A 15,966-nucleotide genomic window follows, 5' to 3' on the forward strand; every position below is an offset into this window, starting at 1 on the left:
GGCCATACTCATCACCGGTGCAGCCACATTCGCAAAGCGGATAGCAACTGCTCGATGTTGACTGGCTTGGCCAGATAGTCGGAGGCACCCGCCTCCAGGCATTTCTCCCGATCACCTTTCATTGCCTTGGCCGTGAGCGCAATGATCGGAAGGCGCCGGCACTTGGGACTGGCACGGATGACATTCATGGTCTGGTAGCCGTCCATGTGCGGCATCATGATGTCCATGAGAACGATCGCAATGTCCGGGCAGGACTCGACAAGATCGACCGCTTCTCGGCCCGTTGTCGCTGTCAGCACATGCATGCCGCGGCGTTCGAGAACGCTGCTCAGCGCAAAGATGTTGCGCGCGTCATCGTCAACCAGGAGCGCGGTCTTGCCGACCAGATCCTCGTCGGAACTGGTGAGGCGTTCCAGCATCTGGCGCTTGCTGGCGGGCAGATCGGTGATGACGCGATGCAGGAACAAGGCGGTTTCATCCAGCAGCCGTTCCGGCGACTCGACGCCCTTGACGACGATGCTGCGCGCCATGCTGTGCAGACGCGCGTCTTCCTCGGGCGATAATTCCCGTCCGGTGAACACGATGACCGGAACGTCGGACAATTGTTGATCGGAACGAATCTCCTCCAGTACGTCAAATCCGCTCATGTCGGGAAGACGAAGATCGAGGACGACACAGTCGCACGAACTGTTGCGCAATGTCGCAAGTGCCTCACTGCCGGTATCGGTGATGACAATCTCGATATCGTCATGCCCGAGCAGTTCGCGGATACTCAGTTGTTCGGCCGCATTGTCTTCGACAACAAGCAACCGCTTGCGGCGCGACTGCACGTAATCCCTGATCTTGCGGATCGCCAGCTCAACGCCTTCCGGCGTCGTCGGTTTGTTGACGAAGGAGAATGCTCCCTGCGCCAACGCATGCTGGCGGTCTTCGTCATGCGTGACCACCTGCACGGGAATATGGCGGGTGAGAGGATTCTGCTTGAGCTGGCTGAGGACGGCCCAGCCGAGCATGTCCGGCAAAAACACATCGAGCGAAACCGCCGTCGGCAGATATTGTTTGGCGAGGTCCAAAGCATCGGCACCGCGCGCCGCGACGATCCCCTTGAAACCGCTATCGCGGGCGAGATCCAGAATAATCCTTGCGAAATGCGGGTCGTCCTCGACGATAAGCAGAATGGAATCGCCGGGCTCGATTTGCAGCCGGTCATCGGCGATCTGCTCTACAGGCTTCTCGGGCAGAGCGGGCTGTAATATCGCTGACACCGCCGGTTGCGAGACAACGTCGTTTTCACTTGAGACCATGCGTACGGTACTGGATGGGCCGGCATAGGCCAGCGGCAGGAAGAGCGTGAAAGTGCTCCCCTGCCCGGCAACGCTGCGCAACTGAATTTCTCCACCGAGCAGACTGGCGAGTTCGCGACTGATGGCGAGGCCAAGGCCGGTCCCGCCGTATTTCCGACTGGTGCTGGCATCAGCCTGCTGAAACGCCTCGAATATGATTCGCTGCTTGTCGGCCGGAATCCCGATGCCCGTGTCGGTCACCTCGAAGGCAACCACCGCGGAGGACGTACTGAGCACCGGGTGATCGAAGCTCCATCCTCCTATCGCAGACGACACCGACAACCGCACGCCGCCATGTTGGGTGAACTTGAACGCGTTCGACAGAAGATTCTTGAGTATCTGCTGGAGCCGTTTGGCGTCCGTCGTGATGTTGCGGTTCAGATGTGGATCGATTTGCGTTTCGAACGACAATTGCCGCCCTTCCGCCTCGTGTCGGAAGGGGCGGCCGATAGTCTCCAGCAGGTTGGCAAGCGGCACCTCCTCCGCGTCGACCGTCACCGTTCCGGATTCGATCTTCGACAGATCAAGGATATCACTGATCAGGTTGAGCAGATCGGTACCGGCGCCATGAATTGTTCTTGCAAACTCGACCTGCCGAGCGGTCAGATTGCCGTCCGGATTTTCGGTCAATTGCTGACCGAGGATCAGAATGCTGTTGAGTGGCGTCCGCAGTTCATGCGACATGTTGGCAAGGAACTCGGACTTGTACTTCGACGTCAGCGCAAGCTCGCCGGCCTTTTCTTCAAGTGCGCGCCGCGCCTGCTCAATTTCCTGATTCTTGCGTTCCACCTCCACATTGCGTTCAGCGAGCTGCTGCGCCTTCTGCTCGAGTTGGTCGTTGGTCTGCTGCAGCTCCGCCTGCTGGGTCTGCAGTTCCGCCGCCAGCTGCTGGGACTGTTGCAGCAGCCCCTCGGTCTGCATCGTCGCCTCGATTGAATTGAGCACAATGCCGATGCTGGTGGTCAGGTGCTCGAGAAACGTGATCTGCAGATTGGTGAAGTTGGAGACGGAGGCGAGTTCGATAACGGCCTTGACCTGGTTTTCGAACAGCACCGGGAGAACAATGACATTTTGCGGCAGTGCCTTGAACAGCGCTGAGCCGATGGGGACGGCATAGGGCGGCATGTCGGTGATCAGCAGCCTGCGCTTGTCGGCCGCGCATTGGCCGACCAGCCCTTCGCCCACATTCAACACCTGCGGGTGTCCGCCGGTCCCGTCATCGGCATAGGCGGAGAGAAGGCGGAGCGTGCGGTTGTCTTCGCCCGCGAGCTGATAAATGACGCCCATCTGCGCGTTCACCAGCGGCGTCAATTCAGACAGCAGCAGCCGACCGACTGTCGAAAGATCGCGCTGGCCCTGCAGCATATTGGTGAACTTGGCGAGGTTGGTCTTAAGCCAGTCCTGTTCCGTATTGCGGTCTGTCGTCAGCCGCAGGTTATCGATCATCGTGTTGATGTTGTCTTTCAGCTCGGCCACCTCGCCCCGGGCGTCGACGTCGATTGAGCGCGTCAGGTCACCCTTGGTCACGGCCGTCGCCACTTCCGCGATCGCTCGCACTTGAGTTGTCAGGTTGGCGGCGAGAAGATTGACGTTGCCCGTCAGATCCTTCCACGTTCCTGATGCGCCCGGCACGTTGGCTTGGCCGCCAAGACGGCCTTCGACGCCGACCTCGCGCGCAACACTCGTGACCTGGTCCGCGAATGTCGCAAGCGTCTGAGTCATGTTGTTGATCGTTTCGGCGAGCGCGGCGACCTCGCCTTTCGATTTCACCGTCAGGTTCTGCTTGAGATCACCGTTGGCGACGGCGGTCACGACCTTCACGATACCGCGCACCTGCTCCGTCAGATTCGCCGCCATGACGTTGACGGTGTCGGTCAGGTCTTTCCAGGTGCCGGCGACGCCCGACACTTGCGCCTGACCGCCAAGCTTGCCTTCCGTGCCCACTTCGCGGGCAACGCGCGTCACTTCCGAGGCGAAAGCATTGAGCTGGTCCACCATCGTATTGATGGTGTTTTTCAGCTCCAGGATTTCACCCTTCACATCAACAGTGATCTTGCGCGACAGGTCGCCGCGTGCCACCGCCGTCGTCACTTCCGCGATATTGCGGACTTGCGTTGTGAGGTTCGCGGCGAGAAGATTGACGTTGTCGGTGAGGTCCTTCCACGTGCCGGCCGCGCCTGGCACGTTGGCCTGCCCGCCAAGACGCCCTTCCGTACCGACTTCGCGCGCCACACGCGTCACCTCACCAGCAAATGAGCGGAGCTGGTCTGTGGTGGTATTCAGCGTTTCCTTCAGTTGCAGCAGCTCGCCGCGGACATCGACGGTGATCTTTTTCGAGAGATCGCCGCTGGCAATCGCGGTCGCCACTTCGGCGATATTGCGAACCTGCGCCGTCAAATTCGAGGCCATGAAATTGACGTTGTCGGTGAGGTCCTTCCAGGTGCCGGCGACGCCCGGAACCTCGGCCTGGCCGCCGAGCTTGCCTTCGGTGCCCACCTCGCGTGCAACACGCGTCACCTCAGAGGCAAACGCGTTGAGCTGATCAACCATCGTGTTGATGGTGTTCTTCAGTTCGAGAATTTCACCCTTTACGTCCACCGTGATCTTGCGCGAGAGATCGCCGCTCGCCACCGCGGTTGTCACTTCAGCAATGTTTCGTACCTGCCCCGTCAGGTTGGACGCCATCGAATTGACGTTGTCGGTGAGGTCCTTCCAGGTGCCGCCGACGCCGCGCACAACCGCTTGGCCGCCGAGCTTACCCTCCGTACCTACCTCGCGCGCCACGCGGGTCACTTCGCCCGCAAAGGCGTTGAGCTGGTCCACCATCGTATTGATGGTGTCCTTCAATTCGAGAATTTCGCCCTTCACGTCTACGGTGATCTTCTTCGACAAGTCCCCGCTCGCAATTGCCGTCGACACCTCAGCGATGTTGCGTACTTGGGCGGTTAGATTACTGGCCATGGAATTGACGTTGTCGGTCAGGTCTTTCCATGTGCCGGCGACACCCGGCACTTCGGCCTGACCGCCCAGCCGGCCTTCGGTGCCGACCTCGCGCGCGACGCGCGTCACTTCGCCGGCAAAGGCATTAAGCTGGTCCACCATCGTGTTGATGGTGTCTTTCAGTTCAAGGATTTCGCCCTTCACATCCACGGTGATCTTGCGCGAGAGATCGCCGCGCGCCACCGCTGTCGTCACTTCCGCGATGTTGCGGACCTGCGCGGTCAGGTTCGACGCCATGAAGTTGACGTTGTCGGTAAGATCTTTCCAGGTGCCGCCGACGCCCGGGACCTGCGCTTGGCCGCCGAGCTTGCCCTCGGTACCGACTTCGCGCGCGACGCGGGTGACTTCCGAGGCAAAGGCGTTGAGCTGATCCACCATGGTGTTGATGGTGTCCTTCAGCTCGAGCACCTCGCCCTTCACGTCCACGGTAATCTTGCGCGAGAGGTCGCCGCGCGCAACCGCGGTTGTCACCTGCGCGATATTGCGGACCTGGGTTGTCAGATTGCCGGCGAGCAGATTGACGTTGTCGGTCAGATCCTTCCAGGTTCCGGCAACTCCCGGCACGATCGCTTGACCGCCAAGCTTGCCGTCGGTGCCCACTTCGCGCGCTACGCGGGTCACTTCCGAGGCAAAGGAGCGAAGCTGATCCACCATCGTGTTGATGGCTTCCTTCAATTGCAGAATTTCGCCGCGGACATCGACGGTGATCTTCTTTGACAGATCTCCGTTCGCGACCGCGATCGTCACCTCGGCGATATTGCGAACCTGACCCGTCAGGTTCGACGCCATCGAGTTCACGTTTTCGGTCAGATCTTTCCAGACCCCGGTCATCTCAGGCACCTGTGCCTGGCCGCCGAGCTTGCCCTCGGTCCCGACTTCGCGCGCAACGCGCGTCACTTCCGACGTGAACACGCCAAGCTGCTTGATCATCGTGTTGACGATGTTGGCGGAGCGCAGAAATTCGCCTTTCAGCGGCCGGCCGTCGACGTCGAGACGCACAGTCTTGAGCAGGTCGCCTTGCGCCACCGCCGCTACCGCGTTCGTGACTTCCGCCGTCGGCCACAGCAGATCGTCAATCAAAGCGTTGACGGAGCTTTCCATTTCGCCCCACGCGCCATGGCCAGAACCAAATTTCACGCGGTGCTTGGTCTTTCCGTCCCGACCAACCGCCTGACCGGCACGTTCGAGCTCCCTGGCTATGCGTTCGTTCGAAGCGACGATGGCATTGAAAACGTCGGCGATCTTTCCGTCGATGCCGGTCGTGTCTGACGGCAATCGCACCGAAAAATCTCCTGCGCGAACTCCTTCCAGAGCACGCAGCAACACACTTGGACTGAGGATGAATTCCGCTGCCGAACCGGGCTTGGCAACGGCTGTTTCGATCTTGGTCACGATTCCCCCCAGTGCGATCCGAGGCCGCCAAACCCGCCTCGCGCAAAACAATTAATGTAGATATTTCAAATACTTGATGGCACTTTGTCGCACACACCCTCCCGCATGCGGGCCGCCTATCCAATGCATGGCCATCGCACGGCCAGCGGTAAAACTGACCACAAACCCAGCAGCCGTGGATTGGTTCCACATGGAAAGACGTTTGCTGCGTCAATTGGACCGCCAGTCAGGGTTGCTTCCGATGATCCAGGCGGACATACAGGGTGGGCTCCCACAAGCATTCGGGAATCCTCCGTGGACGAAGAAGAGACTCTCCTCTTCATTCAATCGAATTTGTCATCGGTCTGGGGATTGGAGCTCTTGCTGCTTCTATCTCGCAGCGCTCCACGCGGTTGGAGCCGCCAGGAGCTTATTCGCGAGTTGCGCGGCAGTGAATCGGCCGTCAACACAGCCATCCAAGGCCTTCATAAAATTGGACTCATCGCCGAGGATCAACCGGACCAGGTCGCTTACCGGCCTGCAAATGGAGTCCTGAATGACATAGTATCGTCCGTTGATCGGATTTATACGACACATCCAATGACTGTGATCAAGGTCATCACCGGGGCTCCAACTGACAAGCTGAAACTGCTCTCCGACGCTTTCAAGTTGAGAGACAGATGATGCTGATGGCGATTGATGCAGGCCCGTTCTTTCTGTTTGGGCCGTCGGCCCTCGAAATCGCAACCGGTATTGGGAGGAAACTGCATCCTGATCTCTTCGCGAATAGCTCTTCCCTAAATGTCGACTCGCAGATCAGAAAGTGCCTGCCTGCCTCCAAAATTTGCCTGAAGCTTATCCGCCGGTCAGCGACTCGAGCAATTGTTTCGGCCACGGTAGCGCCTTCACCCGCCCCTGCAAGGGATCGAACGCGGTGAGCACGCGCGTCTCGTCGCATTCAACGGCGAGCGTGCCGGAATTGAAAATACGGTGACGGATATCGAAGGCGCAGCGATGCAGCTTGATCACGCTCGTTTCGATGAGCAGTTCGTCGCCCCATCGGGACGGCGCCAGAAATCTGACCTTGTATTCGGCGACCGGGATGCCGTCGATACCGAATTCGGCGATGGCCTTTTTCAGACTGATGCCGCCATGCGTCAGCAGGGCATGGACGGAGACATCGAACCAGATGAAGAAATTTGGATTGTAGACGATCCCCGACGGATCGCAGTGGCCAAATTCGACGGTAACGGCACGGGTATTGGTGAGCATTAGTGACCTGTGGTCCGCGACGTCCGCGTCGTGTCAACGACAATCCCCTTTGCGACGTGGAAATCGCGCAGAGTACGCAAATAATCGCTCAGCTCTTCTTGCGATACCGGCGTCCCGCATTCGTAGCAGGAATTGGTCTGACGATCGTACCAGCGGCAACCGCATTCGTTGCATGCGAGTTCCGGCGCACCTTTGGGATTGCGGAAGATCATCGACTCTCTTGCCTCCCTTGGCTTCTGCCGGCCCGGACACCACCCTAGCGGCAGGCGCCCATGAACACGACGCCCATGGATTGTAGTACGTCCTCATAGCCGGCTTCGACAAGATCGCATTGCGTCCGCATCAGGAAGCAGACAAAGCCGCCCTGGCGCACCTGCTCCTTCAACGCCGGCAGGCCCTCCCCGTCGAGATTCTGCGCGACCTCATCCACGGCCGCATCGTCGCCCACCAGCATGACGTCGAGCGACCGGTCACCATAGCCGCCGAACGGCATCCGCTCCGCGTAGAGCCGGCCGCGCCGCGCTTCCCACACGACGATGCTGGCATCATCGCGGGAGAGATCGGAGCGGCGCCCGACGCCGATGCGCGAACCCGAGCGTAAATTGCCGAAAGCCGCGCCGTAGCGGTCCAGCATGCCCTGCCAGGCGTCCGGATCGGGCAGCGCCCTCATATGCGGCACCCGAGACGATAGCCGTCATGGATCGACTGGCCGAGCCCGCGCGGCACCACCGCGTCGCCGCAGACATGCAGCTCGTCGATCATCCATTCGAAGTCGTGCATCAGCGAGCGGCTTGCGATGCGCGGCGACGCCGCGATCACCGTGTCGGCGGCGACGATCCGGTTTTCGCCCTTGCCGTCGACGACATGCACGCCATCAGCCGCCACCTTGAGCGTGCGCGCCCCGGTGATGGACGCGATCTTGAGCTCTTCGACCCATGCGCTATGCCGCCACTTGAACGAGGGCATAACGTCGCCCGCCAGCCGTTTCTGCGCCTCAATGATGGTGACGGTGTGCCCCTGCGTGGCAAGCGATTCCGCGATCGTCAAACCGACCTTGCCGCCGCCCAGCACGGCCACCGTTCCGGTTGCCCTCTCCTTCCCGAGCGCAACATCGAGCGCATCGAGAATCTTGCGGCCGTCCTCACAGGGCGGCAACGCCGCGCGATGCAGTACCGTGCCTGTGGCAATCACCGCCACGTCGTAGGTATGCAGCATCTCGCGCATTAGCCGCGGATCGACCGTCGTGCCAAGCCGCAGCTCGACGCCCTGCTTCCTCGCCATGGTCTCGTAGTAGGAAATCACCGAGAGAAGATCGTTACGGTTGGCGAGATCGTTGGCGGCATAGCCGAGCAGCGCGCCGCCGACCTTGTCCGACTTGTCGAACACGGTGACCTCGTGGCCGCGCTGCGAGGCAGTGATCGCGAATTCCATGCCGGCTGGACCAGCGCCGACCACCATGATCTGCTTCTTCACCGCGGCGGGCGTGATCGCATATTCCGGCTCGACCTCATGCCCGAGCGCCGGATTCATCGTGCAGGTGTAAGGTAGATCGCGGAACAGCCGCGAGAGGCAGTTCAGCGAGCCGACGCAGCGGCGCACCTCGTCCATCCGGTCTTCCGCCGCCTTGTGCAGCATCTGTGGATCGGCCAGCAAAGGACGGCACACTTCCCAGAAATCAAACTCGCCGTTTTTGATGCATTCGTTGGCCATCGCCGGATCCGGCAGACGCACGCCGAAGGCGATCGGCGTATTCGGCAGAAGTTTCTTGGCGCGCGCGGCGAGCCGGTTCCAGTGGCCGGGCGGAATATCGCGGCCGATGGAGGAATCCGGCGCCTCCTGCCAGCCCACGGTGACACTGATCATGTCGACACCGCAGGAGGCGGCCTGCTGCATCAGCTCGAAGCACTCGTCCTCGGAATTGCCGCCCCAGCGGTCCATCAGCTCGGCACCGTTGAGGCGCACGATCAGCGGATTATCCGGCGTCGCCTGCTTGATGCTGTCGATCAGCTCGCGCATGAAGCGGCCGCGATTCTCGATGGAGCCGCCATATTCATCGGTGCGCTGGTTGGTAAAGCGAGAATTGAAGGTCGCGAGCAGATAGCCCATGAAGCTCGTGACCTCGGTGCCGTGGAATCCCGCCTTGACGGCGCGAACGGCGGCTTCGGCATGCTCTTTGATCGTCTGCCGGATCTGCTCTTTGGTGATTTCCCGGGGTGGCCGGAAGTGCGGCAGCGTCTGCGGCACGACGGACGGCTGGATGCAATAGCCGAGATCAATGCCGCCATAGCGGCCCGCATGCAGGATTTGCTGGATCGCAATGCCGCCATTGTCGCGGATCATGCGCGCGATGACTTCGAACTGCGGCAGGAACTTGTCGTCAAAGATCGCCACCTGCCGGAAATAGGCTTTGCCCTCGCCATGCGGATCGGGATAGGCGCCCTGGTTGGTGATCATCCCGCAGCCGGTCTCGGCGATTACCTTGGTGCGCGCCAGCTCGCGCGGCGTAATGAAACCGTCGCGGGTGTTGTAGTTGGACACGCAGCAGGCGCCGTACTTGACACGGTTCTTCAGTTCGAACCGTCCCCACTTGGCGCGTTGGAACAGATGGGACAGCTTCACTTCACCCGGCTTGGTCATCGTTGGCACCTGTTACGAAGAAAGGGACTGTTCGTTGCGTAGCTTGGTTTCGATCATCTCGCGCAATGTGCGGCGCAAGATCTTGCCGGCGCCCGAGACCGGGAATTCCGCGAGGATTTCCAGGCGTTCGGGCAGCTTGAATTTCGCAATCCGCTGCGTGAGCAGAAACCGGCTCAGTTCCTCGAATGTCAGCGTCGTGCCCGGATTGAGCACGACGAAAGCGCAGGCGCGTTCGCCGAAAGCCGGATCCGGCATCGCCACGATTGCAACGCTGCGGACGGCCGGATGCTTGAGAATCAAATTCTCGACTTCGTCGACGCTGATCTTTTCGCCGCCGCGGTTGATCAGGTCGTTCTTTCGACCTTCGACGGTCACATAGCGCCCCGATTTGCGAACATAATCCCCCATCCGGTAGAAGCCGTCCGCCGTGAAGGCCCGAGCGTTGATCTGCGGCGCATTGTAATAGCCACGAATCGTATAGGGCCCGCGCGCGACGAGCTCGCCGACCTCGCCATCGGCGACTTCGTTTCCTTTCTCGTCGAGCACCTTGATCTCGTCGTCGTCGCAAATCGGCGCGCCGGAACTGTGCAGAACGACGTCGTCGGGATCGTCGAGCCGCGTCAGATTGAGCAAACCTTCCGCCGTTCCATAATCTTCCTGGAACTGACAGCCGAGCCGCTTACGCAGGCGGTCGCGTAATTCGGACGACAGCCGCGCTCCGCCCTGCTGCACCACCTTCAGCGACGAGAGATCGAAGCGATCAAGCGCCGGATCGTTGAGCCAGTTGACGATAAGCGGCACCGCCGCCTGGATGACGGTGACGCGCTCTTTCTCGACCAGTGAGAAGACAGTGCTGCAGTCACCGCGTGGGGCGATGATGACGCGCCCGCCCAGCGCGAGCGCGCCCAGCATTCCCGGCGAACCCAGATTGTAATTGTGCGCCAGAGGCAACGTCAGCAGCAGCACGGTATCCGGACCGAGGCCGGCAACGCGCGCGCTCTGCGAAAAGTTGTAGATATAGTCGTTGTGAGTCCGCGGAATGAGCTTGGGCAATGCGGTGGTTCCGCCGGAGAGCAGCATGAAAGCGACGTCGCCGGGATCATGCTCGATCCGGTCGATGGCAGCCACATCGTTGGCATCCGCGCGACGCGCCATTAGCGCATTGAGCGAGACATCCTGCTCGCGGGCTTCGCCAAGAACGAAGACGTTTTGCAGCAATGGCGCTTCGGCTTTGACAGCGTCGGCCATCTGTCTGAAGTCGAATTCCTTGATCCGGTCGGGGATCAGAAGAGAAGACGACTCCGCCGATCTGATATAATGAGCGATTTCGGTTTGTCGGTGCGACGGCAGCGCCATCACCGGGATGACACCGACGCGTAGCAGCGCCAGGAAAGCAATCAGGAATTCGGCGCCGTTCGGCAACTGAAAGACCGCGCGCTGGCGAGACTGCAGGCCAAGGCCGCGAAAGTGCGCGGCCAACTGCCCGCTCTGCTCCCAAAGCTGGCCGAGGCTTATGCGGCGTTCGCCGTCGACGATAGCAAGGCGCTCAGGCGCAGCGCCGGCAAGGCGCGCGAAATACTGCGGGATTGAAACGTCGAGCCAATAGCCCTTGCGGCGATACTCACGCCCGAGCTCTTCGGGCCACGGAACGCACCCCGGCAGCATCGACTCTCCCTTACATTTTATTTTATTGCCTTTTGTGCAAGTGTTTTTCCAATATCCAAACTGGGGCCGGGCAGACATGACCAAGGTCAAGCCCGGGATCGTGGCGCTGTTTCAATGAATCGCACAAAGAACGGTGGACGCGCCGGAGCAGGCCGCGAGCATGGCTAAGCGCTCCAGAAGCGGACAGCGGCGGACAGCGACGCCGGCACTGCGCCGCGCGCCCGCAACCGTGCTGGTCCGCCGCGGTATCCAGTCGGCGGGAATTGCTTTTGACGTGCTCTCAGCGCTGGCCGCCGAACCAGAGGCCGCCGGGCTGACCGCGGTGGCGCGGCGCGCGGGCCTTTCTGCCTCGCAGACGCATCGCTATCTGGCGAGCCTGATCCGCGCCGGCTTCGCACGGCAGAATCCGGATTCGGGATTGTACGACCTGGGTCCGGAGGCCATCCAGATCGGCTTGGCCGCCCTGGCGCGCACGGATGTGTTCGCGCTCGCCGACCCGGCGATCGCCGAATTCACACGCACGACAGGTCGCAGTTCACTGCTCGCTGCGCGCGGCCCGCTCGGCCCGACGGTCGTGCGGTGGCACGCCGGGCGCATCCCGGTGATCACCTCGGTCTCTGTCGGATCCGTGCTGCCCTACCTGCGCTCGGCCACCGGTCGCGTATTTCTGTCTTTCCTGCCGGAAAACGAGACCGCAAAGGAAGTCTCCCGCGAGCTTACGACGGCGCGCATGCAGAAGCCATTCAACATTCGCGCTATCCGCGCGCGGGTGCGCGCCGACATGAGTGCGTCGGTCGACGAGCTCTTGATCGCCGGATTGCGGGCAACAGCCGCACCTATTCTTGACATCCAGGGACGCGTCGCTCTGGTCGCCACCGTCATGGCGACACGCGCTTTCGATCCCGCCGAGGACGCGGCCATTATAGAACAGCTCAAAACGCTCTGCCGCCGGCTCACCGAAAATATCGGAGGACGTTGGTCGGCATCAGGTTGATGGGTTTTGCGTTGCCAAACACTCGATCGACGCGATCACGGATCTCAGATTCAGTTTCTGCGAATGCCAACGTTCCGGATGCGCAAGATCAGAACGTTGTCTGATTCCGCGACGCAGCAACGCATGTGTTTTGAAAAATATTGATCTTCACAGACCAACGATGCTGTGAGGTCTCACTCACCATTGACCAAAGTCAAGGACGTCTAGCCGACCGATTTCAAGTATCCCGTATACAGGACACAGGCATCGGGACGCGACGTCATGTTACTGGGTGCAATTGATCGGCCCCAATCGTTGACTGATCGCGTCTATCAGACCTTGCGCGAGCATGTCTGTTCCGGACGATTGCCAAGCGGACAACCGCTTCAGGAAGCAGCCCTCGCCGCGCAGCTTGGCGTATCGCGCACTCCCGTCAGAGAAGCACTTGGCAGGCTTGCCAGCGAGGGACTGCTCGACACTCTGGGACGCAGTCTCATCGTTCCATCGCTGTCAGAAGCTGATATCAACGACATCTATGAACTGCGCCTCCTGCTCGAGCCGGAGGCGCTTCGGCAGGTCGCTCTCTGTGTCGATGCGGCCAAAACCTTGATGCCGCTGCGCCACGAACTGGCCAGCATGGCGGCTGCTCACTCCAACAGCGATGCGAGCGCATTTATGCAGGCCAATTATCGCTATCGAGCGGCATGGCTGGCGCTCGTTCCAAATCAAAGGCTTTTGCGTGCCATCGAGCTCTATGCGGATCACGTCCGTTACTTACGAGCGCTGACACTCGGAAAGCCGCAAACGCGGCAGGTCGTGCTGCATGGCCTCGAACGCCTGGCCACAGCGCTTTCTTCGAGAGACGCGGACGCCGCTGCCGCCGCCATGCGCCATCACCTGTCGGAGGCGAAGCGTATTCTGCAGGAGCTTCTCAGCCGACGGGACAAGGGAGAGAACGGCCGTGGCATACCGGGCTGAGATTCCATACGGCGCTTATTGGAGCACGCCGTTCGCACGCTGGCAGGGTGCATTCTCCAACCTGCATGCCATCGAGTTCGCCGCCTTCGTCGCAAAAGGAGAAATGGCTCGACGCGGGATTGCCGGCGAGGCAATCGATTACGGCGTACTCGGCATGAGCGTTCCGCAAAAGCATTCGTTCTATGGCATGCCTTGGCTTTGCGGGCTTGCCGGCCTTGGGCATGTTGGCGGACCGACCGTCATGCAGGCCTGCGCAACGGGTGCGCGCGTGCTGCTGACGGCGGCCGAGGAGGTCGGCGCCGGGAGATCGGCGGTAACGCTCGCCGTGACGTGCGATCGCACCTCGAATGGGCCGCATCTCTACTACCCTAATCCACGCGGACCCGGCGGCACCGGAGGGCACGAAGACTGGGTGATGGACAATTTCGGCTGTGACCCGCTCGGTCCCCACTCGATGCTGAGCACGGCTGAGAATGTCGCCACCAAACACCAGATCTCGACGGCCGAGCAGCATGACGTCGTGTTGATGCGCGAGGCGCAGTACCGCGATGCACTGGCGGATGATTGCGCCTTCCAGAAACGCTTCCTGACTCTGCCGTTCGAGGTGCCCGATCCATCGTATCGGAAATCGGTCGCGAGCCTGCCGTCGGATGAAGGCGTCAAGCTCTCAACAGCCGAAGTTCTTGCCAAACTCAAGCCGGTGGTTGATGGCGGCAGCGTGACATTCGGCGGGCAGACCCATCCTGCCGATGGCAACGCGGCGATCATCGTTGCCGCTCCTGAGCGCGCCCGCGAGCTCAGCCGTGATCCGAAGATTCGCATTCGGCTGCGCGGCTTCGGCGCGGTGCGCGCGGCGCTTGCCCATATGCCGGAGGCGCCCATTCCGGCGGCCCGGCGCGCGCTCGACGCGGCTGGGCTCAGCATTGAGCAGATGGACGCGATCAAGACTCATAATCCCTTCGCGGTGAACGATGTTCTGTTCGCGCGTCAGACCGGCGTCGATCTCGCGCGCATGAACAATTTCGGATGCTCGCTGGTCTGGGGCCATCCTCAGGCTCCCATGGGAACGCGCGCCATCATCGAACTTATTGAGGAACTGGCCAGCCGCGGTGGTGGCCTTGGTCTGTTTACAGGGTGCGCGGCCGGCGACACGGCAATGGCGGCGGTGATCGAGGTAGGCGACGAGTAGGTCAACGAAAATGGATCTCGCCCATTGGATCGAGCGGCACGCGGCGTTCTCGCCTGAAAGGCCTGCGATCCGCTTTGGCGGTGGCGCCCTGACCTACGCGGCTTTTGCACGGCGTATTCGACAGGCTGTCGCGCGGCTCGGCGCACTCGGCGTCGCAGAGGGCGACATCGTCGCGTTTCTCGGCCACAACAGTCCGGACATGCTGGTGGCTTTGTTCGCATGCGCGCGACTGGGCGCGATGCTGATGCCGCTCAACTGGCGCCTCGCTTTGCCGGAACATGCGCGCGTGCTCGGACAGTGCACGCCCTGCATGGTCCTGATCGAGGAAGCGTTCCTCGCGAGCAGCCAGGAGCTGCGCGATGCGCACCCCGACGTCATTTGGACAGTTGTCGACGATCTCTTGGCGGCGGATCGGGCTTGGGAAAGCCTCCAGGAGAAGCCTGGACCTGCGCAGACGCGCACCTCGGCCGATGAGGCCGATCTCCCGGTCTTGTTGTGTCAGACCTCCGGATCGACCGGCGCCCCCAAGGGGGTCGCGCTCACCCAGGGCGCGTTGTTCTGGAATTCGGTCAACAGCGCGCACATGCACGATCTGACCAGTGCCGACCGCGTGCTGACGACGCTTCCCATGTTTCATGTCGGCGGGCTCAATATCCAGACCTTGCCGGCTTTGCGTGCGGGTGCCTGCGTGACGCTGCATGCGCGATTCGATCCTCTGGCTACAATCGAGACCATCGAACGCGATCGTATCACCCTGACCGTGCTGGTTCCCGCGCAGCTCATAGCGATGATGGAGCATCCGCGCTGGGCAGAGGCTGATTTGTCGAGCCTGCGCTCGATCACCACCGGTTCAACGATCGTACCTGAATCGTTCGTGCGGCGCGTCAATGCTCGCGGGCTGCGGCTCATTCAGGTTTATGGCTCCACCGAGACCTGCCCGATTGCAGCCTATCTGCGCGCCGAGGAGTCCGATCGCAAAGCCGGCGCTGCTGGGCTGCCGGCGCTGCACTGCGAGGTGCGTGTGGTCGATGACGACGGCAACGAACTTGCGCCTGGTTGTGACGGCGAGATCGTGGTGCGCGGACCCAATGTGATGCACGGCTATTGGAACGCGCCGCCAGCCACTGCCGCCGCGCTGCGCGGCGGTTGGTACCGCTCGAGTGATATCGGGCACTTCGACGATGAAGGCTATCTGCACGTTGTGTCGCGCAAGAGCGACATGATCATTTCCGGCGGCGAAAACATCTACCCGGCCGAGCTCGAGACCATCCTCGCCGAATGCCCGGCCATCCGCGAGGCCTGCGTCGTCGGCCAGCAGGACCAGCATTGGGGAGAGATTGTCGTGGCGTTCGTGGCGCTGCAGCCGTCTGCATCCATGAACGAAGCGGATGTACTCGCGCTCTTTGCCGGCCGCATAGCCCGCTACAAGCATCCACGCGCCGTGCGCTTCGTGGACGCCTTGCCGCGCACCGAGCTCGGCAAGATCAAGCGGTCGGCGCTGCAAGCCGTTGAACCGGCGATGGCATGAACGGGATGCG

At 61.3% G+C, this 15,966-nt stretch carries 10 protein-coding genes; 5 read left to right on the forward strand and 5 right to left on the reverse strand.

Going from position 1 to position 15,966, the window contains the following annotated elements; translation table 11 throughout:
* Positions 1–11 precede the first annotated feature (11 nt).
* Positions 12–5,726, reverse strand: coding sequence for a HAMP domain-containing protein (locus RO009_03590; GenBank protein ID MDT3684109.1), 5,715 nt, complete (start codon positions 5,724–5,726; stop codon positions 12–14).
* A gap of 303 nt (positions 5,727–6,029) precedes the next feature.
* On the opposite strand from RO009_03590, the gene RO009_03595 reads away from it, so the two are divergent.
* A complete protein-coding gene (locus tag RO009_03595; GenBank protein ID MDT3684110.1) occupies positions 6,030–6,398 on the forward strand; it encodes a hypothetical protein in 369 nt (122 codons plus the stop codon).
* A gap of 171 nt (positions 6,399–6,569) precedes the next feature.
* Here RO009_03595 and RO009_03600 read toward each other — a convergent pair whose 3' ends face one another.
* The 4 genes from RO009_03600 to RO009_03615 all read right to left on the reverse strand — a co-directional run bounded on the left by RO009_03600 (position 6,570) and on the right by RO009_03615 (position 11,288).
* Entirely contained in the window at positions 6,570–6,986 is a 417-nt protein-coding gene (locus tag RO009_03600) for a thioesterase family protein (GenBank protein MDT3684111.1), read from the reverse strand.
* Between the two features lie 256 nt (positions 6,987–7,242).
* Entirely contained in the window at positions 7,243–7,656 is a 414-nt protein-coding gene (locus RO009_03605) for a hypothetical protein (protein ID MDT3684112.1), read from the reverse strand.
* Complete coding sequence (locus RO009_03610) at positions 7,653–9,623, reverse strand: FAD-dependent oxidoreductase (protein MDT3684113.1); 1,971 nt, start codon at positions 9,621–9,623, stop codon at positions 7,653–7,655. Before RO009_03610 ends, RO009_03605 begins: the two co-directional genes overlap by 4 nt.
* 12 nt (positions 9,624–9,635) lie before the next feature.
* The gene (locus RO009_03615; GenBank protein MDT3684114.1) at positions 9,636–11,288 is read right to left on the reverse strand and encodes an AMP-binding protein; all 1,653 of its coding nucleotides are present in this window, start codon (positions 11,286–11,288) and stop codon (positions 9,636–9,638) included.
* A 160-nt stretch (positions 11,289–11,448) separates the two neighbouring features.
* Here RO009_03615 and RO009_03620 point away from each other — a divergent pair, with 160 nt between their 5' ends.
* From RO009_03620 to RO009_03635, 4 genes are all read left to right on the forward strand, one after another.
* Complete coding sequence (locus tag RO009_03620; GenBank protein ID MDT3684115.1) at positions 11,449–12,282, forward strand: IclR family transcriptional regulator; 834 nt, start codon at positions 11,449–11,451, stop codon at positions 12,280–12,282.
* A gap of 261 nt (positions 12,283–12,543) precedes the next feature.
* Positions 12,544–13,239: a GntR family transcriptional regulator gene (locus RO009_03625; protein ID MDT3684116.1), complete on the forward strand. Its 696-nt coding sequence runs from the start codon at positions 12,544–12,546 to the stop codon at positions 13,237–13,239.
* A complete protein-coding gene (locus tag RO009_03630) occupies positions 13,223–14,428 on the forward strand; it encodes a thiolase family protein (protein ID MDT3684117.1) in 1,206 nt (401 codons plus the stop codon). Before RO009_03625 ends, RO009_03630 begins: the two co-directional genes overlap by 17 nt.
* Positions 14,429–14,438: 10 nt before the next feature.
* Complete coding sequence (locus RO009_03635; GenBank protein ID MDT3684118.1) at positions 14,439–15,956, forward strand: AMP-binding protein; 1,518 nt, start codon at positions 14,439–14,441, stop codon at positions 15,954–15,956.
* Positions 15,957–15,966: the final 10 nt, after the last annotated feature.

Origin of the sequence: Pseudorhodoplanes sp. (assembly GCA_032027085.1) — a bacterium.
GTDB lineage: Bacteria > Pseudomonadota > Alphaproteobacteria > Rhizobiales > Xanthobacteraceae > Pseudorhodoplanes.